This window comes from Pantoea sp. Acro-807, from assembly GCF_011752675.1.
GTDB classification, from domain to species: domain Bacteria; phylum Pseudomonadota; class Gammaproteobacteria; order Enterobacterales; family Enterobacteriaceae; genus Pantoea; species Pantoea eucrina.
Genome location: NZ_VWXE01000003.1, coordinates 338,988 through 360,323, shown reverse-complemented (window position 1 = coordinate 360,323; position 21,336 = coordinate 338,988). Strand labels below are relative to the sequence as shown.

At 58.5% G+C, this 21,336-nt stretch carries 16 protein-coding genes; 3 read left to right on the top strand and 13 right to left on the bottom strand.

The annotated features are described in order from the left end of the window. Positions 1–81: 81 nt before the first annotated feature. The 9 genes from recC to rppH form a co-directional block, all read right to left on the bottom strand. Entirely contained in the window at positions 82–3,462 is a 3,381-nt protein-coding gene (gene recC / locus F3J39_RS10375) for an exodeoxyribonuclease V subunit gamma (RefSeq protein WP_039379950.1), read from the bottom strand. 36 nt (positions 3,463–3,498) lie between these two features. Continuing rightward, positions 3,499–3,795 (bottom strand): prepilin-type N-terminal cleavage/methylation domain-containing protein, encoded by a 297-nt coding sequence (locus tag F3J39_RS10370; RefSeq protein WP_166714150.1) that lies wholly within the window; start codon positions 3,793–3,795, stop codon positions 3,499–3,501. Positions 3,796–3,817: 22 nt separating this feature from the next. Beyond that, positions 3,818–4,246 (bottom strand): DUF2509 family protein, encoded by a 429-nt coding sequence (locus F3J39_RS10365; protein ID WP_166714149.1) that lies wholly within the window; start codon positions 4,244–4,246, stop codon positions 3,818–3,820. Then, complete coding sequence (locus F3J39_RS10360) at positions 4,243–4,782, bottom strand: prepilin peptidase-dependent protein (RefSeq protein ID WP_039379955.1); 540 nt, start codon at positions 4,780–4,782, stop codon at positions 4,243–4,245. Before F3J39_RS10360 ends, F3J39_RS10365 begins: the two co-directional genes overlap by 4 nt. Continuing rightward, positions 4,773–5,243, bottom strand: a complete 471-nt coding sequence (locus F3J39_RS10355; RefSeq protein ID WP_166714148.1) for a prepilin-type N-terminal cleavage/methylation domain-containing protein — start codon at positions 5,241–5,243, stop codon at positions 4,773–4,775. Before F3J39_RS10355 ends, F3J39_RS10360 begins: the two co-directional genes overlap by 10 nt. Before the next feature lie 189 nt (positions 5,244–5,432). Beyond that, positions 5,433–6,227 carry a thymidylate synthase gene (thyA, locus tag F3J39_RS10350; RefSeq protein WP_039379962.1) on the bottom strand — a complete coding sequence of 265 codons (795 nt, stop codon included), beginning with the start codon at positions 6,225–6,227 and terminating at the stop codon, positions 5,433–5,435. Further along, a complete protein-coding gene (lgt, locus tag F3J39_RS10345; RefSeq protein ID WP_039379964.1) occupies positions 6,224–7,105 on the bottom strand; it encodes a prolipoprotein diacylglyceryl transferase in 882 nt (293 codons plus the stop codon). The genes thyA and lgt overlap by 4 nt, the downstream gene beginning before the upstream one ends. A 112-nt stretch (positions 7,106–7,217) precedes the next feature. Then, positions 7,218–9,464: a phosphoenolpyruvate--protein phosphotransferase gene (gene ptsP / locus F3J39_RS10340; RefSeq protein ID WP_039379967.1), complete on the bottom strand. Its 2,247-nt coding sequence runs from the start codon at positions 9,462–9,464 to the stop codon at positions 7,218–7,220. Between the two features lie 12 nt (positions 9,465–9,476). Further along, positions 9,477–10,007: an RNA pyrophosphohydrolase gene (gene rppH, locus F3J39_RS10335; RefSeq protein ID WP_039379969.1), complete on the bottom strand. Its 531-nt coding sequence runs from the start codon at positions 10,005–10,007 to the stop codon at positions 9,477–9,479. 685 nt (positions 10,008–10,692) lie between these two features. On the opposite strand from rppH, the gene mutH reads away from it, so the two are divergent. The 3 genes from mutH to F3J39_RS10320 all read left to right on the top strand — a co-directional run bounded on the left by mutH (position 10,693) and on the right by F3J39_RS10320 (position 13,009). Next, on the top strand, positions 10,693–11,379 hold the full coding sequence (gene mutH, locus F3J39_RS10330; RefSeq protein WP_039379971.1) for a DNA mismatch repair endonuclease MutH: 687 nt from the start codon (positions 10,693–10,695) through the stop codon (positions 11,377–11,379). 227 nt (positions 11,380–11,606) lie between these two features. Continuing rightward, positions 11,607–11,825 carry a YgdI/YgdR family lipoprotein gene (locus tag F3J39_RS10325; RefSeq protein WP_039379973.1) on the top strand — a complete coding sequence of 73 codons (219 nt, stop codon included), beginning with the start codon at positions 11,607–11,609 and terminating at the stop codon, positions 11,823–11,825. Between the two features lie 143 nt (positions 11,826–11,968). Continuing rightward, complete coding sequence (locus F3J39_RS10320) at positions 11,969–13,009, top strand: NADP(H)-dependent aldo-keto reductase (RefSeq protein ID WP_039379975.1); 1,041 nt, start codon at positions 11,969–11,971, stop codon at positions 13,007–13,009. 310 nt (positions 13,010–13,319) lie between these two features. Here F3J39_RS10320 and lplT read toward each other — a convergent pair whose 3' ends face one another. The 4 genes from lplT to F3J39_RS10300 all read right to left on the bottom strand — a co-directional run bounded on the left by lplT (position 13,320) and on the right by F3J39_RS10300 (position 21,291). After that, positions 13,320–14,519 (bottom strand): lysophospholipid transporter LplT, encoded by a 1,200-nt coding sequence (gene lplT, locus F3J39_RS10315; RefSeq protein ID WP_104085481.1) that lies wholly within the window; start codon positions 14,517–14,519, stop codon positions 13,320–13,322. Then, positions 14,516–16,666 carry a bifunctional acyl-ACP--phospholipid O-acyltransferase/long-chain-fatty-acid--ACP ligase gene (aas, locus tag F3J39_RS10310; protein WP_039379979.1) on the bottom strand — a complete coding sequence of 717 codons (2,151 nt, stop codon included), beginning with the start codon at positions 16,664–16,666 and terminating at the stop codon, positions 14,516–14,518. Before aas ends, lplT begins: the two co-directional genes overlap by 4 nt. 346 nt (positions 16,667–17,012) lie before the next feature. After that, positions 17,013–18,743, bottom strand: a complete 1,731-nt coding sequence (locus tag F3J39_RS10305; protein WP_071668559.1) for a penicillin-binding transpeptidase domain-containing protein — start codon at positions 18,741–18,743, stop codon at positions 17,013–17,015. A 274-nt stretch (positions 18,744–19,017) separates the two neighbouring features. Next, positions 19,018–21,291 carry a molybdopterin guanine dinucleotide-containing S/N-oxide reductase gene (locus tag F3J39_RS10300; protein ID WP_039379984.1) on the bottom strand — a complete coding sequence of 758 codons (2,274 nt, stop codon included), beginning with the start codon at positions 21,289–21,291 and terminating at the stop codon, positions 19,018–19,020. Between the last annotated feature and the right edge of the window lie 45 nt (positions 21,292–21,336).

Here is a 21,336-nt window from a genome sequence, read left to right as displayed (position 1 = left end):
TTAATCTTACTCTGCCCTGCGGCTGGTTTTCCGCGCAGGTTTATCAACATATTATTCTGGCGTAAGCGCGACGCTTAGCAGCTATTTATCATCCTGATGGGCGAGACGTACCGGCAGATACCACTGCCGTGCTGCAGCGATAATCGCCTGCAGCATCTCCTCATTCAGCGTGCGATTCAGGCGCTGGAGATAAGGATCGCTGCCCTCCCCCTGCACCTGATAGCCGCCCTGCCACGCCTGCAGCAGCTTATTCAGCGCCTTTTTCTGCGTGGCGTCATCTTCCAGCAGCTGGCCGCTTTTGCGATCGAAGCTCGCCTCCAGCCAGGCGCCGCCGCTTTTGTTTAACAGCAGCAGCGGCTGCGCCAGCCCCTGCTCGCAGGCGGCGGCATACTCTGCCAGCAGCGACTGCGCCCGGTCGGCGGCTACGGCATGAAAGCGCCAGCAACTCTGTTTACGGCCATACATCCGGCTTACGCCGCTGCCGCCCAGCGCACAGTAGACCAGATGCTCCAGCCACAGCTGCAGTCCGTCATTCATGTTCAGCACGCCAGGCCGCCAGCGCAGCAGGCCATCAGCCTGCACCTGCGTCAGCCAGCCGGTCAGCCGCACGGTACCGAGCTGCAGATTTACCTCCTGACTCTCTGCCGGCAGGCGCTCTCCGGCGACTTCCGCCGCAACCTCCTGCATCTCTTCGGTCTGGCTCTGCCAGAAAAGTTCACCAAAGGCGCCATAAGGCAGGTTACCTGCTGCGCGATGATGCGCATAGAGCTGCTGCGGATCCTCGCCGTTCACCAGCGCATTGAGCAGCTGCGCGTTTAACTGATAGCGCTCAAGGCTATCAGGTGCAAAGGGCTCGCTATCGGGCAACTCACTCTCTTCTGTCCAGAATGAGACGCCAAGACGCTGCTGAAACCAGGCGCGAACCGGATGACGCCAGAAGCGCAGCAGCTGTTCCAGCGTCACAATCTCCTGCGTTTTCACCGCCAGCGGCTGCACGAAGTCGGGCTGTGCCACGCCGCGGCCGGTAGCCGCCGGCAGCCATTCGGCAGCAAAGCTCTGCCGGTGAGTGTCAGGCGCAAAATTCTCTGCGGCAAATGGCATGCGGCTGTGCAACGTTTGTAAGTGCTCACGTACATGCTGTTCACTGATGTCCGGCTCGCACTGCTCATCGCCCGGCAGGCAGAAACTCTGCCCCAGATAATCAAGCAGTTCCGTGACCAGCACTGAGGGATAGCGCTCGGTGTTATCCTGAATCGCCCGGCCGATATAGCTGATATAGAGCTGCTGCTGGGCTGAAATCAGGGCCTCAAGGAACAGATAGCGATCGTCATCGCGCCGGCTGCGGTCGCCTTTGCGCGTCTGCTGCTGCATCAGGTCAAACCCTACCGGTGCCAGCGTGCGCGGGTAGACGCCATCATTCATACCCAGCAGGCAGACGATTTTGAAGGGAATTGAGCGCATCGGCATCAGCGTACAGAAGTTTACCGGACCTGCCAGAAAACGCTGGCTGATGCGCTGCTGATCGAGGCGTGAGCGCAGCTCATCGCGCAGCAGCGTCACCGGCACCGGCTGCTGATAAGCAGATCCCATACCCTGTTCAATGATCTCTTTCCACTGCGTCTCTACCAGCAGCAGCGCCGCCTCGCTTTCGGCATCTCCGCTGAAAAAGCTGTCAATCAGCTCACGGCACAGCGGCAGCCACTCCGCCAGCGTGCGCTCACCGGCCAGCCGGCTGCGCCAGGTATCAAGCCGCATCAGCAGCTCGGCCAGATGTCCCGCCAGCTCTGCGATCAGACCGCTTGACTCATCGTAAGGCAGGATCCCCTGCCAGTCACCGTTGCGGCTCTCAAGCGCATAGCCCAGCAGCATACGCTGCAGGCCAAAACGCCAGGTGTGCTGGCCGGTAACCGGCAGCGACAGCGCTTCAATGCTGGCATCGTCCAGCCCCCAGCGAATACCGGACTCCATGACCCAGCGGCGCAGCAGACGCAACCCGCTCTCATCCACGGAAAAACGCTGCGCCAGCGCCGGCACCTCCAGCAGCGCAAGGATCTCCTCTGAGGCGAAGCGACTCTCCGGCAGCGTCAGCAGGCTCAGCAGCGCCAGAATGGCCGGATGAGCCTGACTGGCACGACGGTCAGAAATGGCAAATGGCAGATAGCGATCCGGCGGTGCGCTGGCAAATGCCGCCTGAATAAAGGGCGCATAGCTATCGATGTCTGCCACCATAACGATGATATCGCGCGGCTTAAGCTCAGGATCGGCCTCCATCATCGCCAGCAGGTGATCCTGCAGCACCTCCACTTCACGCTGTGCGCTGTGACAGATCTGCAGCGTGATGGAGCGATCGGCCGGATCGAGAGGGCGCTTCTCTGCGCTGTTCATCAGCTCTCCGGCACTCAGACCAATCACCGCGCGATCGTCAAGATTCAGCAGGTCAGCCTGCAGGTTGTGCAGCAGCGTGTCATCAGGCAGATCGACAAATGCATCGATATCGTTGGCGGCTGACTCCATCTGGCTGAGCAGAAACAGGTTATCGCGTCCCAGCTTTCCCCAGGAGGCGAGCAGCGGGTTTGTCAGCTGCTGTTCACCGCTGCTGTTAAACAGCGTGGAGGCGGCTTCAGGTTCGCGAAACAGCGGCAGCGTCTCCTCTGAATGCAGACGGCGGCGCTGACGGCTCTGCAGCTTTGCCAGAAACGCGTAATCCTGAATATCCCCCCAGTAGTGGCGGCAGGGATTAGTAAACAGCAGATGAATATCGATATGACGGCCCAGCGCTTCAAGCGCCTGCAGGTAGACTGGCGGCAGCGCGGAGATACCGCAGATAAATACGCGCGGCGGCAGGCCAGGCGGCGTGCTTTCAGCCCGTTCCAGCGTTTCAATAAAGCGGGCGTACAGATTGGCACGGTGCCACATCGGCTGACCGAGGCTTTCCGTAAAGCTGACCAGATCGCGCCAGAGCGCCGCCTGCCACTGCTGAGCGTCACCCAGTCCCTCAATCAGTGCACCATGCTCCCAGCTGTTGAGCCAGTCAGCACGATAGACCAGATACTGGTCAAAGAGGTCGGCGACGCGGGTGCTGAGCTGGTAGAGCTTACGCTTGTCGTCGTCATCCTGCAGATAGAGCCGCAGCGACTGAAACGTCTCCTGCTCCAGCAGCACCGGCAGGCGCTGCATCAGCTTCCAGCTCATGTTGGCTTTAGTAAAGGCGCTCTCTTCCGGGATCCCCGGCAGCACCTTCACAAACATGCTCCAGATAAAGGTGGCAGGCAGTGGGAAATCGATATTTGCGGCAATGCCAAAGCTGTTTGCCAGCTCCATCTGCAGCCACTGCGCCATTCCCGGGCTCTGTACCAGCACCTGTTCAGCCGCAAAAGGATCGGCGAGAGGCTGGTTTTCAATCAGGATGCCTGCCAGATTTTTCAACAGATCGAGCTGATTGGAGTGGTAAACCCGGAACATAATTCTCCTTTAACAAAGCAGTACCCTACAGCCTGGTCACTCTACCCTTAAACGGCGGAGATGCCTATTAATCTGGTCATCTTCGTGACATTTCAGCCGTGCCAGCACGGCCGTGCGCTGATGCGGGCCGGTCACGGTCACCCGCTCCAGCGTGCAGCTACCTGGCAGAATCTGCTGCTGGCGCTGCGTGTGCCAGCCCGCTGTGTCATGACCCAGCAACGCCTGCTGCGCAACCTGCCACGCCTGTCGCTGCTGCCACTGCTGGCTGAACCCCAGCGTCAGCGCACGCTGATAGTGCAGCAGCGTCGAGATGCTCAGCGCCAGCAGCAGCATGCCCACCAGCGCCTCGGCGAGGCTAAATCCCCGCTGTAACTGCCTCTCCCGGACACGCCTCCGGCGCGGCCAGCGGGCAGAAGTCAATCCAGCCGTGCGGCAAGGCCAGCACGTGCGTTCCACGAAGTTCAACCCAGCGGTAGAGCCAGAGTGCGCTGCCTGCCTGGCGCGCGGATAACAAGCCATGCCCTTCCTCCCTGCGCAGCAGACAGCTCTGCCACTGCGCGGTTGTCCACTGCTGACACTGCCAGCCTTCAGCCGGCGACCACTGCTGCTGCACTCCCCAGCGCAGCGCCGCCTGCGCCTGGCTGTGATGCTGAAAGTAGTGCTGCGTATCGGCAACCAGCACCATGCTGCGGCTCAGCTGCTGGCGGGTCGCATGCAGCGTTACGCCTCCCAGCAGCAGCAGCATCATGATCATGCCGAGCGTACTGTTGCCCCGCTGGTTCACAGATTGATGCCTTCGATAACGCGTACCAGCGTGACCTGCTGCTGACCTGCACGTGCCGCCAGCTCCAGCCGCAGGTAGCGCTGCTGGCGGCTGACCTGAAAACGTTCCAGCAGCATAAATGCGGGATCGGTGATGCGCTCCCAGCCGCTACCGTGACACGCCTCAACGCCGCGCTGCATCTCCAGCTGCCCGCTACGCAGACGATAGCCGTAGTAATCACTGTCGCTATGCCCCGCTCCCTCCCAGCGACCGTTGCTGTTCTCATCCCAGCGCAGCAGCACACAGCTGCCGCTGTTTGCCAGCGTCAGTGGCGCACCGCTGCAGGTTCCCCGGCAGTAGCCCGCCCGGCGCAGCGCTTTTTCCAGCATGCCGGCTATCTGCTCCAGCTCCTGCTGCAGCTGTACCCGCTGCTGCAGCCGCAGATTCTGTTCCAGCAGCAGCGGCAGAAAACGCCCCAGGCTAAGCATCAGCATGGCGCTTATCGCCAGCGCAATCAGCGTTTCCAGCAGGCTGAACCCGGCCTGAGCTACCCGCACGTCGCTGCTTCCGGCTGGCAGAGACGAACACGCGCGCGGGCAGAGATGATTGCGCGCCAGCGCCCGGCAGCGCTCGTTATTTCCACGCTACCGGCGCGCGCTACGTCTCTGCGCCCGTAAAAACCGGGTTCGCCCGTCAGTGCGCTGAGGTGTATGCCTGCATACGGTGGCGTGAACCACCAGCGCGAGGGCGTCGTGCAGCCTGCAGGCGGTACGGGGCCGGTACCGAGACAGCCCCCCTGACCCGGCTGCAGCCAGAGCTTTAGCTCGCGATTATGCCAGCCCGCATGCGCACGCAGCTGCAGCAAAAACGCCTGCAGCTGCAGCACACTTTCGCGCAGCTGCTGCTGCTGCTGCCAGCGCTGCCACCCCTGTATCACCCCGCCGCCCAGTACGCCTGCGATGAGCATGACGATCAGCAGTTCCGGCAGGGTAAATCCGTGATGATTATCTCTGTTCATGACGTCACTCTGCCGTCAGCGCAGCAGCGGTACAAGCGTGACAGTTGTGCGGTCAGGAGGGGCTCACAGACGTGTTTCATCCGTTACAGAGAGAACCATTTTTTTGTGCGGCAGCGTCAGAAAAGCGTGGCCTGACAGGCAAAAAAAAGCCCTGCATAGCGGCAGGGCTCAGGGGCGTTCGGGAGCAGATCAGACTGCCACAGGGGCCTTGATGGCAGGATGGGGATCGTAGCCTTCTACCTCAAAATCCTCGAACTGATAGTCGAAAATTGAGGCTGGCTTACGCTTAATCACCAGCTTCGGCAGCGGACGTGGTTCGCGCGTCAGCTGCAGGCAAGCCTGCTCCAGATGGTTGCTGTAAAGGTGGGTATCGCCACCGGTCCAGACAAAATCACCCACTTCCAGATCGCACTGCTGCGCGACCATATGCACCAGCAGCGCATAGCTGGCGATATTAAACGGCAGGCCGAGGAAGATATCGCACGAACGCTGATAGAGCTGGCAGGAAAGTTTGCCGTTCGCGACGTAGAACTGGAAAAAGGCGTGGCACGGAGCCAGGGCCATCTGATCCAGCTCGCCCACGTTCCAGGCTGAGACAATAATGCGGCGTGAGTCCGGATCGCGTTTCAGCTGCTCAATGACTCTGCTTATCTGATCGATCTCTGCGCCAGAGGCGCTGCCCCAGCTGCGCCACTGCTTGCCGTAGACCGGGCCTAAATCTCCGTTTTCATCCGCCCACTCATCCCAGATGGTGACCTTGTTCTCTTTCAGATACTGAATGTTGGTTTCCCCTTTCAGGAACCACAGCAGCTCGTGAATGATAGAGCGCAGGTGCACTTTTTTGGTGGTGACCAGCGGGAAGCCTTCCTGCAGATTGAAACGCATCTGGTGGCCAAAAATGGAAAGCGTGCCGGTACCGGTACGGTCGGCCTTTTCTGCGCCTTCATTCAGCACATGCTGCATCAGTTCCAGATACTGTTTCATTTTACCTCTCGGGTTTGTTGCTGCGGACGACGACGATACGCCCAGACCATCATGATAATGCCCGCCAGAATCATCGGCACAGAGAGGATCTGCCCCATGCTGATACCGCCTTCAAACAGCCCCAGCTGCGCATCCGGCTGACGGAAAAACTCGACAATAATGCGAAACGCGCCGTAACCAATCAGGAACAGTCCGGAGACACTGCCCATTGGACGCGGTTTGCGAATAAACAGGTTGAGAATAAGAAACAGCACCACGCCTTCCAGACACAGCTCATAGAGCTGGGAGGCGTGACGGGGCAGTACGCCATAGGTATTCAACAGCTGCTGATACTGCGGGTTATTCACCGCCAGCGCGAGATCTTCACTGCGCGATCCCGGAAAGAGCATCGCGAATTTAAAATCGGGCGCCACGCGGCCCCACAGTTCGCCATTGATAAAGTTACCGAGGCGACCCGCGCCAAGACCAAACGGGATCAGCGGCGCAATGAAGTCAGACACCTGGAAGAAGGTACGTTTCGTGCGACGGGCAAAAATCAGCATGACCACAATCACGCCGATAAGGCCACCGTGGAAGGACATGCCGCCATCCCAGACCTTGAACAGGTAGAGCGGGTTTTCCAGAAACAGCGGCAGATTGTAAAACAGCACATAGCCGATACGACCACCGAGAAAGACGCCGAGGAATCCGGCATAAAGCAGGTTTTCCACTTCGTCTTTCGTCCAGCCGCTACCGGGCTTGTTGGCGCGGCGCACCGCAAGCCACATGGCAAAAACAAAGCCCACCAGATACATCAGGCCGTACCAGTGAAGCGAAATCGGTCCGATTGAGAAGATCACCGGATCGAATTGGGGAAATGAAATGTAGCCGTTATTCATTATTCACCATCGATTTTTCTGCCCAACGCGGGCGTGGCTAAAGGGCCAGACAATAAAAGGCTGCGCATCATAGCACAGCCGCTTTTCACAGTTTCCACAGAAATGTAAACCGTTAACGACCGCCGCGAATCAGTCCACCCAGACCGCGACGCTCCATAAATGCCGCAACCAGATGACGCACTTCCGAAGCGGTATGCGCTGCAATGCCCTGCTGGCTTAGCTTCTGTACTTCCTCCCGATCCAGATGTCGCAACAGGTACTTCACCCGCGGAATATTTTTGCCGTTCATGCTGAGATGATGATAGCCAAGCCCGACCAGCAGCGCGACACACATGGGATCGCCCGCCATTTCACCACACAGGCAGAGCTCAAGTTTGGCTTCCCGGGCTTCACGCGCAATGGTATGCAGCGCGCGCAGCATGGCGGGATGCAGCGGATCGTAGAGGTTTGCGACCCGGGTGTTATTGCGATCCACCGCCAGCAGATACTGCGTCAGATCGTTGGTGCCGACCGAGATAAAATCAACGCGGCTGGCCAGATGCGGGATCATAAACAGCATTGAGGGCACTTCGATCATAACGCCGATACGCGGCCGGGGAATGGGATAGCCCAGTACCTCCTCCACTTCACGTCCGGCGCGATCGATCAGCCGGCGCGCGTCATCGATCTCATCAATATGGCTGATCATCGGCAGCAGAATATTGAGGTTCCCGGAGGCGACGTTAGCGCGCAGCATGGCCCGCACCTGGACCAGGAAGATCTCCGGCTGATCGAGCGTCAGGCGAATACCGCGCCAGCCAAGACACGGATTCTCTTCGCTGATTGGCATATAGGGCAGCTGTTTGTCCGCGCCGACGTCCAGCGTGCGCAGCGTGACCGGCTTATCGTAAAACAGCTGCAGCATGCCCTGGTACTGCGCCACCTGCTCCTCTTCTGACGGGAAGCCGCTTTGCAGCATAAACGGGATCTCAGTACGATAAAGGCCGATGCCATCGACCCAGCTGTCCAGCGCCTGCTCATGCTCCGGGCTAAGACCGGCATTGAGCATGACCTGCACCCGTTCCCCGCTTTTCAACTCACCGGGCTGATCCACCACGCCTTCCGCCATTTTGCTCAGCGCGTTCTCTTCGCTGATCAAACGCTGATACTCCTGTACCAGCACCGGCTCAGGATCGATCAGGACTTCCCCGCGATAGCCATCAACGATCAGCTGCCGCTTGTTGAGCTGCACCGGCAGGATATCGGCACCCATCACGGTCGGGATCCCCATCGCCCGCGTCAGGATCGCCGCATGTGAGTTAGCGGCGCCGTCGCGCACGACCACGCCTGCCAGCCGCTCATGCGGCAGCTCGGCCAGCGTCGTGGCCGTCAGCTCATCGGCCACCAGCACAAAGCGCTCCGGCCAGGCGTTGGTTCCCACCAGCGTATCATCAAGATGAAACAGCAGCCGCTGCCCCAGCACCCGCAGATCGCCAGCCCGTTCGCGCAGATAGTGATCCTGCAGGCTGGCAAACTGCGCCGCAAACTTTTCGATCACGGTTTTCACCGCCCACTCAGCCACCGATCCGCGCTCGATCTCCGCAAACAGATCTTTTTTCAGCCGCGCATCGGTCAGCAGATGCGAGTAGAGATCGAAGATTGCCGCGCTCTCTTTCTGCACGCCGGCCGCAAAGCGTTTACTGAAACGGCGGAATTCATTGCCCGCTTCTCCCATCGCCACCACCAGCCGCTCGCGCTCGCGCTGGGGATCAAGGGTTGATGCGGCAGAAACCTGATCCAGCAGCGGCTGTGTTTCATCCACCCAGCCGATCGCCACCGCCACGCCCGGAGAGGCGGCAATCGCTTTAACACGGGTTTGCCGGAACTGGCCAAATAGCTGGCCGAGCTGTGACTGTGAGAGCAGCCCCGCCATTTGCGTGGCGAGCGTCACCAGAAATGACTCTTCACTCTCATCAAACTGACGGTGTTCGCGCTGCTGCACCACCAGCACGCCCAGTAGCTGGCGACGACTGATAATAGGTACACCAAGGAAAGAGCGATAACGCTCTTCTTTTACGGCAGGAATATATTTAAAGCTGGGGTGACTCTGCGCATCGGCCAGGTTAATGGGTTCAGCAAGCCGGCCAACCAGGCCGACAATGCCTTCATCAAACGCCAGTGCGATCGTACGGCCGCGCGGTTTTTTCAGACCGCGGGTCGCCATCAGGTAGTAGCAGTGTCGATCGTGATCGGCGAGGTAAACCGAGCAGACCTCGGTCTCCATCGCCAGGCAGATTTCGTTAACCAGAATGTCGAGTGCTTCATTCAGACGCGGTGCACCCGCCACTTTTTCTACTATTTCGCGCAACTGAGTGAGCATAAGGGGCGTGGCCTATCCTCTTTTACGACGGTGGGCAACAGGGTTATTGCGCTGCCCCACACTCTCCTGCATCGACATTACCACGCCAGCAAACTCTTTCATCACGCGCCGGTAAACATCGCGCTTGAAGGAGACCACCTGACGTACCGGATACCAGAAGCTCACCCAGCGCCAGCCATCAAACTCGGGTGTGCTGCTGTGTTGCACATTGATATCCGCGTCATTACACATCAACTGCAGAAGAAACCACTTCTGTTTCTGGCCGATACAGACCGGCTTTGTATCCCAACGCACCAAACGTTTAGGCAACTTGTAACGTAACCAGTTACGGGTTGAAGCAAGTATTCGAACATCTTTGCGGTGTAAACCCACTTCTTCGAACAGTTCGCGATACATCGCCTGCTCTGCGGTTTCACCCGGATTGATGCCTCCCTGAGGAAACTGCCAGGAGTGCTGTCCAAAGCGCCTGGCCCATAACACTTGCCCCTGCCTGTTGCAGATTACGATACCAACATTCGGGCGGTAGCCATCATCATCGATCACTGGACTACCTCAAAGCTTAATTTGAATGGTCTGATTGTTTCACACTCCTTACAGGCGGTAAACCACTGGATAAGCCGGACCTCCGCAGAATAAAAAAGAGTTAACCCACAGAGATGACTTAACTTATAAACAGTTACCCTGCCTGTTGTGCGATCTTATGCACTTTTTCTGTGGATAGCTTTGTGCAGAACGCGGTAATTAACTGCAGACAGTTTAACGCCAGCGCAAAACAGAGGATTCTTATCCTGATAAATACATGATTATAATTAATAGCTTAATTAAAAAAATGGTGTCAGTCAGAAAGGCTTTTTTTAGCGAGGGTCAGATAAAGAGAGACGTGTGATTAAAAAACAACCGCCGTTGTTTTTATCCACAAGGAATGCCCTAAACCTGGTCAGATGATGCAAAAAAATCGCGCATTGCGGTTCAGCAGGCCCTGTAAATAGAAACAGGGATCGGTTCAGGACGGGCTTATCCCATTTATCTGTGGATAACTTACACTGATATCCTGTTTATTGTGGCGGACAAATCGGGATAAACTGTCTCTCTGAACCGTACCTGCTGCTGCAGTCATTCAAAAAAGCAGTGTGAATCATGCTATTATGACGCCCGTTCAGAAAGAGGCGATGTGGACAACCTGCCCGCCCGCAAACTGATTATTTTTTAACCAACTCAGATATTGATCATGACATTTCACGATCCTTTGCCCGGTTCCCCGATAAGTGAAGAAGAGTTGCTGCAGCGTGCGCATCAGCTGGCCGGAGAGCGGCTGGAAACCCTGGCAGCCCGGCTTAACCTGCCGGTACCTGATAATCTTAAACGCGATAAAGGCTGGGTCGGCATGCTGCTGGAGCTGCACCTGGGTGCCAGCGCCGGCAGTAAAGCGGAGCAGGATTTTGCGCATTTGGGTATCGAGCTTAAAACCATTCCGGTTGATGCTCAGGGCAGGCCACTGGAGACCACCTTTGTCTGTGTGGCGCCGCTGACGGGTAACAGCGGCGTGACCTGGGCGTCAAGCCATGTGCGCCATAAGCTGGCGCGGGTATTGTGGATCCCGGTTGAGGGCGAGCGCACGATCCCACTGGCTGAGCGTCGGGTGGGTACGCCCCTGCTCTGGCAGCCAGACGCAGAAGAGGAGCAGCAGCTGCGCGCCGACTGGGAGGAGCTGATGGATATGATTGTGCTGGGGCAGGTCGAGCGTATTACCGCCCGCCACGGCGCCTGGCTGCAAATCCGTCCCAAAGCAGCCAACAACCGGGCGCTGACGGAAGCCGTAGGTGAGCATGGTGAACGCATTATGACGCTGCCGCGCGGCTTCTATCTTAAAAAGCACTTTACGGCTGCGCTGCTGGCGCGCCATTTTTTACTGTAATTCACTACACGCTCTCTTATACCGCACATTTTCCGACGTCTGGTTTTGCCAGCGTCCGCCAGCTAACGTTACACTCTTCAGTGTGCTGAGCAACCAGCAGGAAACGTGCCTGCTTGTCAAGCTAATGCACGCTATCTCTCGCTTTTTTAAGAATCATGCGATTACTTCGTCAGGTAAAAGCATTTATTACTACACTTTTGCAGTTGGAGCAGCTCAGGGAGCGGATAATGAAAGGGTTAGCGGGTGTAGCGGGTTTACTGCTGGCAGCGTCAGTGCTGAGCGGTTGCAGTAGTGACTATGTGATGGCAACAAAAGATGGCCAGATGATTATGACCGAGGGCAAGCCCTCGATCGATAAAGAGACCGGCCTGGTTGAGTACACCGATCGGCAGGGTCACGTTATGCAGATCAACGGTGATGAAGTTTCCACCATCATTGAACGTTAAGTGCCAGATTACCCGGCCTGCACGGCGTTTTCCTCCGTGCAGGCGATTTCCCGGAGTTTCCCCTCTTCCTTCCTCTGTGTCAGACAGGCTATAGTCCGAAAGGACAGAACATTCCGTTTCATAATGAAAAAAGGAAGCCGGCAATGCATTATCACCGTATCCCCCATAGTACGCTGGAAGTCAGTCAACTGGGGCTAGGCACGATGACGTTTGGTGAGCAAAACAGCGAAGCCGACGCCCACGAACAACTCGATTACGCTGTGAGCCAGGGCATCAATCTGATCGATACCGCAGAGATGTACCCGGTTCCGCCGCGTCCTGAAACCCAGGGATTAACTGAACAATACATTGGCAGCTGGCTGAAAAAGCGCGGCAGCCGCGATAAAGTGATCCTCGCCAGCAAAGTCGCCGGGCCGGTTCGCGGCAGCGACGCGCTGATCCGCCCGCATCAGGCGCTCGATCGCAAAAACATTCGCGAGGCGCTGGATGCCAGCCTGAAGCGTCTGAATACCGACTACCTCGATCTTTATCAGCTGCACTGGCCGCAGCGCCAGACTAACTACTTTGGCAAGCTCGGCTACGAGTACAGCGAAAGTACCGCGACCGTGACCCTGCTGGAGACGCTGGAAGCGCTGACCGAACAGGTGCGCGCCGGTAAGATCCGCTACATTGGCGTTTCGAATGAGACCGCCTGGGGCGTAATGCGCTATCTGCAGCTGGCTGAAAAACATGAACTGCCGCGGATTGTGACGATTCAGAACCCTTACAGTCTGCTGAACCGTAGCTTTGAGGTTGGGCTGGCCGAGATTAGTCAGCATGAAGGCGTGGAGCTGCTGGCTTACTCAAGCCTCGCATTTGGTACTCTGAGCGGCAAGTACCTGAATGGCGCGAAGCCCGCTGGCGCCCGCAACACGCTGTTCAGCCGCTTTACCCGTTACAGCAGTGAGCAGTCGCAACAGGCGATCGCCGCCTATGTCGACCTGGCAAAGCAGCATAATCTGGATCCATCGCAAATGGCCCTCGCCTATGTGCGCCAGCAGCCGTTCGTTGCCAGTACCCTGCTGGGCGCGACCACGCTGGAGCAGCTGAAAACGAATGTGGAGAGTTTTAATCTGACGCTGAACGCCGATGTGCTGGAAGCGCTGGAAACCATCCACCGGCAGTATACCTATCCCGCACCGTAATTTTTCAGGGTTATATGAATACGGCGGAGATTAACGCAAGGGCGTCATTAATGACGCCCTTTTTGATTGCGGTGAAATCGTATAAACGCAGGTGCATCGATACATACGCCAGGGTCGCATAAATGCGACCCCTACGGGAATGTTGAATCATGCGATGGGAATTCACAGGGCGTCATTAATGACGCCCTGTGAATGCACCAGGGTCGCATGAATACGACCCCTACGGGAATTTTGAATCATGCGATGGGAATTCGTAGGGGCGTCATTAATGACGCCCTGTGAATGCACCAGGGTCGCATAAATGCGGCCCCTACGGGGATACGGGACGCGATTTCCACCACAGCAGCGCGATTGCGGCGGCAAATGCTATGCCAAAGCCTGTGCCGGTGGCAATCGCCGGGGCACCGAGCTTAATCGCCAGGGTATAGAGACCCAGCATCAGCAGCATGGCGCTATTCTCGCCGAGGTTCTGCACGGCAATTGCATTACCTGAACCCACGCTCGCCTTACCGCGCTCCTGCAGCAGTGCATTGAGCGGCACCACAAAAAAACCGCCCAGGGCGCCGATCGCCATCAGCAGGAGATAAGCGTTCAGCAGCGTGGTTTGCAGCGAAAACAGCACAACCATCACTCCTATCAGCACCCCTGCCGGCATACAGCGCCGCACCGTCTGCAGCGTCACCAGCTTAGCCGCCGCCGCCGCGCCCAGTACAATTCCTATCGCTACCATGGCGTTGAGGGTGGTGGGCGTTTTGTTATCGGTAATGCCTAAGGCCACCGGCACCCAGAGCACCAGCAGGAAACGCAGCGTGACCCCTGCTCCCCAGAACAGACTGGTACCCAGCAGGGAAAAACGCGTCTCGCCGTTATGCCACAGCTGGCGTGCTGCACCGCTGAAGCTGCGCAGCATCCTGAGCGCATGCCAGCTCTGACCGGGACGCGCCGCGCTGAGGCGGGGAATGAAGAGATTGGCGACGACCGCCAGCGCGTAGGTCAGCGCACAGGCGGCCAGCGCCATCAGCAGATGCCAGTCCGCCAGTATCCCGCCCGCTACCGAACCGAGCAGAATGGCCGCGATGGTCGATGCCTCCATCAGCCCGTTGGCTTTCACCAGACGTTCACCGCTGGTGATTTCCGTCAGAATGCCATACTTCGCCGGCGAGTAAGCGGCCGCGCCGATGCCCACCAGCGTATAGCCGAGAAACGGATTAAAGCCGAAACAGATGGTCAGCGCACCCAGCAGCTTCAGACTATTCGCCAGCATCATCACCCGTCCTTTGGCGAAGCTGTCGGCCATCTGCCCGACAAACGGCGCCAGCAGAATATAGGTGGCGACAAACAGCATCTGCAGGACCGGCTGGCTCCAGTCGGGGTAGAACTGATTTTTCAGCACTGCCAGCGTGGCAAACAGCAGCGCGTTATCACCAAAAGCGGAAAAAAACTGCGCCACGATCACGGCAATCATACCGCGCGACAGCAGCGGAGCGCGGGCCTCCCCATGCTGGCTCATGCTCTCTCCTCTTCCGCCAGCTGCTTCAGGCTGACGTAGTCTGGCTTACCGCTGCCGAGCATCGGCAGCTGTTTCATGACGCGGATATCGCGCGGCACCGCCAGCTCTGGCGCACCGGTTTCACGCGCCGCCTGCAGCAGCTGCTCGCGCGTCAGCTCGCTGTCGGTGGTAAACAGCACCAGCGCTTCGCCGCGATTACCGTCCGGACGCAGCGAGGCGGCATGCTGTTTTTCACCGGAGGCTTTCAGCGCAATCTGTTCAACGCTCTCCAGCGACACCATCTCACCGGCTATCTTGGCAAAGCGCTTCGCCCGGCCCTGAATCTGACAAAAACCGCCTTCATCGAAACTGACAATATCACCGGTATCATACCAGCCCGCCTCCATCACACCTTCGCCGTTGTCCGCCACGGGCGGTTCCAGCACGCCGGGCGCGTCAACACGCAGATAGCCATTCATGATATTCGGGCCGCGCAGCTGCAGCCGTCCACCCTGCTCAATGCCCGGCACTGAAATCAGACGGGAATCCATGCCGGGCAGCAGACGGCCAACGGTATGCGTGCGGGCAGCCATCGGCACGTTGATCGCCACAACCGGCGCGCACTCGGTGACGCCATAGCCCTCAAGAATACGAATACCGTATTTCTCCATATAGAGCTGGCGCGTGCCTTCCTGCAGCTTCTCCGCACCGGCTACCACGTAGCGCAAACGGGCAAAATCATAGGGGCTGGCGAAGCGCGCGTAGTTACCCAGAAACGTTGACGTACCGAACAGAACGGTGCAGTTGCGGTCATAAACCAGCTCCGGCACGATGCGATAGTGCAGCGGACTGGGATAGAGGAAAACCTGCGCCCCGGTGAGCAGCGGCGTGAAGAGGCCCACCGTCAGGCCGAAGGCGTGAAACAGCGGCAGCGCTGACATAAAGCGATCGCGCGGCGTAAAGTCGGCCACGGTGCGGATCTGCTCCACGTTAGCCAGCAGGCTCTTATGAGAATGCACCACCCCTTTAGGATGGCCTTCCGAACCAGAGGTAAACAGCACCATCGCCGCCTCTTCCGGCTGCTGCGCCAGCTGTGCCCGGCGCGGCAGCAGCAGATGGCCAAGGATCCATAGCTTATCCTGCAGCGTTACCGTCTCTTTAAGATCTTCGAGGTAAATCCATTCGACTTCAGTCAGCCCCTGCGGCAGATGCCACAGGTTGCCTTTTTCCAGAAACTGGCGTGAGGTAAACACGGTTTTTACCTGCGAGGCGGTCAGCGCGGCACGCATGCCGCTGACGCCAGCCGTATAGTTGAGCATGGCCGGAACGCGCCCGCGCATGGATGCACCGAGGATCGCTGCAGCGGTCACGGTAGCATTAGGCAGCAGCAGACCAATATATTCTCCCTGCCGGCTGTAGCGCTCAAGAATACGTCCCACCCCAAGCGCCTTTTTCAGCAGGCCGGTGTAGCTGTCCGGCTGAAAATTTACATCTTCAATACAGGCTTTGGTCAGTCCGTAGCGGGTACGCGCGCTGAGAAAAGCTTCGTAGAGCGTTTCGCGCGGGCGCACCGCCATGCGCGCTTCCATCATAATATGGTGCAGGTGTTCACCTGCCAGCACGCGCCGGTCGCGGGCGCGTTTCGCCTCCGGCATCGGAATATGGGTCGCTGGCAGCACGCTCAGCGTAATCCGGGGAAACAGGCGACGCTTAAATACCCCGCCAAGACGGCCAAACGGCGTGTACTCCGCTCCCTCAATGCGCATCGGCACCACCGTCGCGCCCGATTTCGCCGCCACAAAGCCGGCACCGCTGTAGATCTTCATCAGCGACCCGGTCACGGTGATACGACCTTCCGGGAAAATCACCACCGGGCGGCCGGTGTTAATCATGCGAACCAGATGTTTGATCGACATCGGCTTAGTGGGATCGAGCGGGACAAAGTCGATAATCGGTTTCAGCAGGCGCATATACCAGCGGGTGCTGATAGCAGAATAGACCGCAAATACCGGCCTGATCGGTAAAAACAGCGCAACCAGCACGCCATCCAGAAAGGACATATGATTAGGCGCGATCAGCACTTTCTCTTTATGCAGCGCCGTAAGATCGCCGCGCAGCTCCACGCGCCATAGCAGGCGACAGAGAGTGCGCAAAAGGGTAAATAGCATGCCAGCTCCTTAGCAAGGTCAAAAATGGTAATTACCTTGCAGGATTTGCCGGGCGGCGACAAGTACAGAGCAGAATTAAAGCGGAGTCCCTGACAAACAGCGATGCGGGGCCGCAAAAAAAAGATAAAAAAAACCCACGCGTCTGCGTGGGTCGGTGCAACCGAACAGGGTTATACCTGCAGTGCAGGTATCGCTGCCGCAGCAGCCGATCTTCACACCAATCATACCTCTGGGATCGCTATCGTCGCGCAGCACCCTGCGAAATAACAGCGGCTAAACGCAACCGTATTCAGCGAAATGCAACCAGGTATGAACAGCACATCCTGCTGGTTACATTTTGATTTAGCTAGGATTTATCTGACGGTGGCTTGCTGTAAAGCGCATCCGGCGCAATGTTCATGTGCTTCAGCACCGGTCCCATAATATTGCCGAAGATGGGCGCGGCCACCGAGCCGCCGAAGTGATCGCCCGCGGTCGGATGGTTGATCATCACTACCAGCGCCACCTCCGGATGGCTGGCTGGCGCGATCCCGGCGGTATAGTTCACGTAACCGCCATCATATTTGCCGCTGCTGCCCATCTTCTCTGCGGTACCGGTTTTGGTCGCCAGGCGATAACCTGGTACCGCAGCCTTGATACCGGTGCCGCCCGGCAGCACGTCACTCTCCAGCATATGCACCACGGTCTGTACAATCTGCGGATTGGCTACCTGTTTGCCCAGCACCGGTGGCGTGACTTTGGTTATCGACAGCGGACGATAAACGCCAAACGAGCCCAGCGTGGCATATTCGCGCGCAATCTGCAGCGGCGTCACGCGCAGGCCGTAACCAAAGGAGAAGGTTGCACGTTCAATGTCCGCCCAGCGCTCGCGATGCAGCGGAAAGTAGCCCACGCTCTCACCGGTTAATCCCAGTCCGGTAGGCTTGCCGAGACCAAATGCCTGATAGGTGTTGACCAGCGCTTCCGCCGGCATCGCCAGCGCAATATGCGATACGCCGATATCACTCGATTTTTGCAAAATGCCGGTCATGGTGAGACGCGGCCAGTGACCGACGTCGCGGATAAGATGGCCATTGACGCTGTAGGGGGTGGTATCAATCACCGAGTCAGGCCTCACCAGATGGCGCTCCAGACCCTCCATCACTACCAGCGGTTTGACCGTTGAGCCGGGTTCAAAGCTGTCATTGATGGCGACGTTACGCATCTGCGCGGGTGTCGCCTTGTCGAAATTATTCGGGTTGAATGAGGGATACGATGCCATTGCCAGAATTTCACCGGTATCGATCTTCACCAGCACCGCGGCGCCGGAGTCCGCTTTGTTCAGCAGCACGCCGTCGCGCAGCCTGCTGTAGAGGGTAAACTGATCAAACTTGTCGATGCTGAGCTGCACCGTGGGCGGCTGCTTCGGCGGCTCATAATCGATCATCGAAATGATATTGCCCTCGCCATCCTGGCGATAGACCTCTTTGCCTGGCTCGCCCTGCAGCACCCGATCAAACCCTTTCTCCAGCCCGTTAAGCCCGTTGCTGTCAGCTCCCACAATGCCAATCAGCGGCGCAGCCGCTTCACTCATCGGATAAAACCGGCTGTCGTTATAGACCGAGCTGATCCCTTTCAGGTGCAGTTTGGCGATATCTTTGGCGATCCCCAGCTCAATCTTACGTCCCAGATAGAGAAACCGCTTTTTCGGGTTAGCCGTAATCTGCGCCTGCAGATCTTCCGGCCGCATGCTGAGCGCCGCCGCCAGATAGCCCCACTTTGCACTGCTGAAGTCGGGATTCGCCTCCAGCACCCGTTTAGGATCGGCAATGATGTCGCGCGACGGTACGCTCAGCGCCAGCGCCTGGCCGTCGCGATCCAGCAGCGTGCCGCGATTCGTGGGCAGCGTAACGGTGCGCAGCGAGCGCTGATCCGCTTCATGCTCCAGCATCGGATGGTTGATCAGCTGCAGATCGCCGACGCGGGCGAGCAGCAGTCCCATACAGGTCAGCACGCCCAGACAGATCAGACGAAAACGAAACGGGTTAAACGGGGCTTTAATCTGGTCTTTACCCAGAAATTTTTTAATCGGAGGCATAGCATTCCGCTGCGGTGAGAGTCGTTATCCAGACTGGTTATCGGCTGTTATAAAGAAAGGCCTGGCAAGTTGACAGGAAAACTGTGTTTCAGTTATTTGCAGAGATGACGGACAAAAAAAACCTGCGCATCTGCGCAGGTTGGTGTAATCAAGAAAACGTTTTGATATTCACCCATCAATACCTCTGGGACCCTGACTGTAGCAAGCCAGCTGACAGCCCTGCACCTGCTTAAACGCAACAGTTGCCCGCAAAATGTAACCAGCGGTGAGATTGTTAGTGGTTTGTGCAACCGTGATGTTTTCTGACTTCGACCAGGCAGCTCATGGCGTTCGGTCCCTGCGTCAGGGAAGAGGTCCCGATATCCAGCGTCAGTACGTTCGGGTTGCCGGCGCGATCCCACGGCTGCCACGTGCCGCCAAAGCCGGGATCGAACCATGCACCGGTCGCGATAATCAGTACGCCCGGCGCGACGCCGTCGGTCAGGCGCACGCCGGCCAGCATACGGCCGCGCGCATTGCTTACCTCAACCACCTCCCCGTCGGCAATGCCGCGCTGCGCGGCATCCTGCGGATGCATCGACAGCGTCTCATGCCCGGCAGTTTTATTGGCCTGAACGGCAGGGGTTGCATCCAGCTGGCTGTGCAGCCGGTCGGCAGGCTGCACTGAGATCATATGCAGCGGATAGTCGCTGCTCAGCGGCGCACCCAGCCACTCCTGCGGCTCACACCAGGTGGGATGACCCGCGAAGTCATCCAGCTGATAGTCCGCAATGGTCTGGCAAAAGAGCTCAATTTTGCCGCTGGCGGTGGCGATGGGATGCGCCTGCGGATCGGCGCGAAACTCCTCCATAAAGATATAGGGTTTCCCGCCCTCGGGGATCTCCACAAACCCGCGCTCCCAGAACTCACTGAAGGCCGGGAAAGCGATACCGCGCCGCGCATGTGCCTGTGCGCACTGCTGATAAAGATGCTCAATCCACTGCATCTCGTTGCGCCCTTCCGTGAAGCGGTCGCGATAACCGAGGCGATCGGCGATGTCAGCAAAAATATCGAAGTCGTTGCGTGCCTGATGCTGTGGCCTGACTGCCTGGTGCATCGCCAGCACAAAGCGATCGCGCGACGAGCCGCCAATATCGTTGCGCTCCAGCGTGGTGGTCACCGGCAGCACAATGTCCGCCATCTGCGCCGCAGGCGTCCAGACAATATCCTGCACAATCACCGTATCGGGCCGCTGCCAGCCGGCGACCAGCCGGTTAAGCTGCTGGTGATGATGAAACGGATTACCGCCCGCCCAGTGCACCAGATGGATATCAGGATAGTGCAGCGTCTCACCGCAGAAGTCGTAAGGTTCGCCTGGCTGCAGCAGCATGTCGCTGATGCGCGCTACCGGAATCGCCAGATTGGCCGGATTAGGCCCGGTGCTCATCATCGGCGCCGGTCCCTCCTGACGCGGATTGCCTACGCTGTTCATTGAGCCATGCCCGAATGAGAAGCCTGCGCCCGGCAGGCCCGGCTGACCCAGCATGCAGGAGAGCGCAATCATCATCCAGTAGGGCTGCTCACCGCGGTGGGCGCGCTGCACGGAGTAAGCGCTGGTCATAAAGCTGCGCCTGCCCGCCAGCTGCTGTGCCAGCTGTGCAATACGTGCGGCCGGAATAGCGGTAATGGCGCTCGCCCAGGCTGCGGTTTTTGCCACGCCGTCGCTTTCGCCCAGCAGGTAAGCGCGCAGCTGCGGCCAGCCGGTGCAGTGCGTGGCGAGGAAGGTGTCGTCAGTGGCGCCGTTGCGCAGGATCTCATAGCCCAGCGCCAGCATCAGCGCGACATCGGTATTGGGGCGAATCGGGATCCATTCGGCGTTTAGCCACGCCGGACAGTCATCGCGCTGCGGGCTGATGTTGATTACCGGAGTGCCCCTGGCGCGCAGCTGCTCCAGCGCCGGCTTCAGGCTGTGCTGCCCCGCTCCGCCGGACGCGACCTGCGCATTTTTCAACGCCAGGCCACCAAAGGCGACAAAAATCTCCGCATGCTCCACCACCTGCGGCCAGTCGGTTACGCGCCCGGTCAGCGGCATGTAAGTGCCAATCACATAGGGCAGGAAGAACTGGGCGGCGCCCCAGCTGTAGTTGCCCTGCTGATCGACCCCGCCGCCGCCCTGAAAATAGAAACGCCGCACCAGCGTCCGCGCATGGTTGACCCGTCCGGCCGAGGACCAGCCGTATGAGCCGGTAAAGATGCCGGCTGCCCCGTAGCGCTCGCGTACGCGGCGGTTCTCTTCTGCGACCAGATCGAGCGCGGTATCCCAGCTGACCGGCACAAAGTCTTCACGCCCGCGCAGGGTGCGATCGCTGTTCTCGCGCGATTTCAGCCACGAGCGGCGCACCATTGGCTGGCGGATACGCCTGTCGGAGTAAACCAGCTCGGGGATGGTGTGGATCATCGGTGAAGGATCGGTATCGGCAAAGAAAGGTTCGCAGCCTGTCAGGCGACCATCTTCCGTCACGGCGGTAAAAGCGCCCCAGTGCGCCAGGTGCGGCACGCGTGTTTTCATGAGAGTGTCCGGCAGATAAACAGAGAATGCGCGGCAGCATAGCAT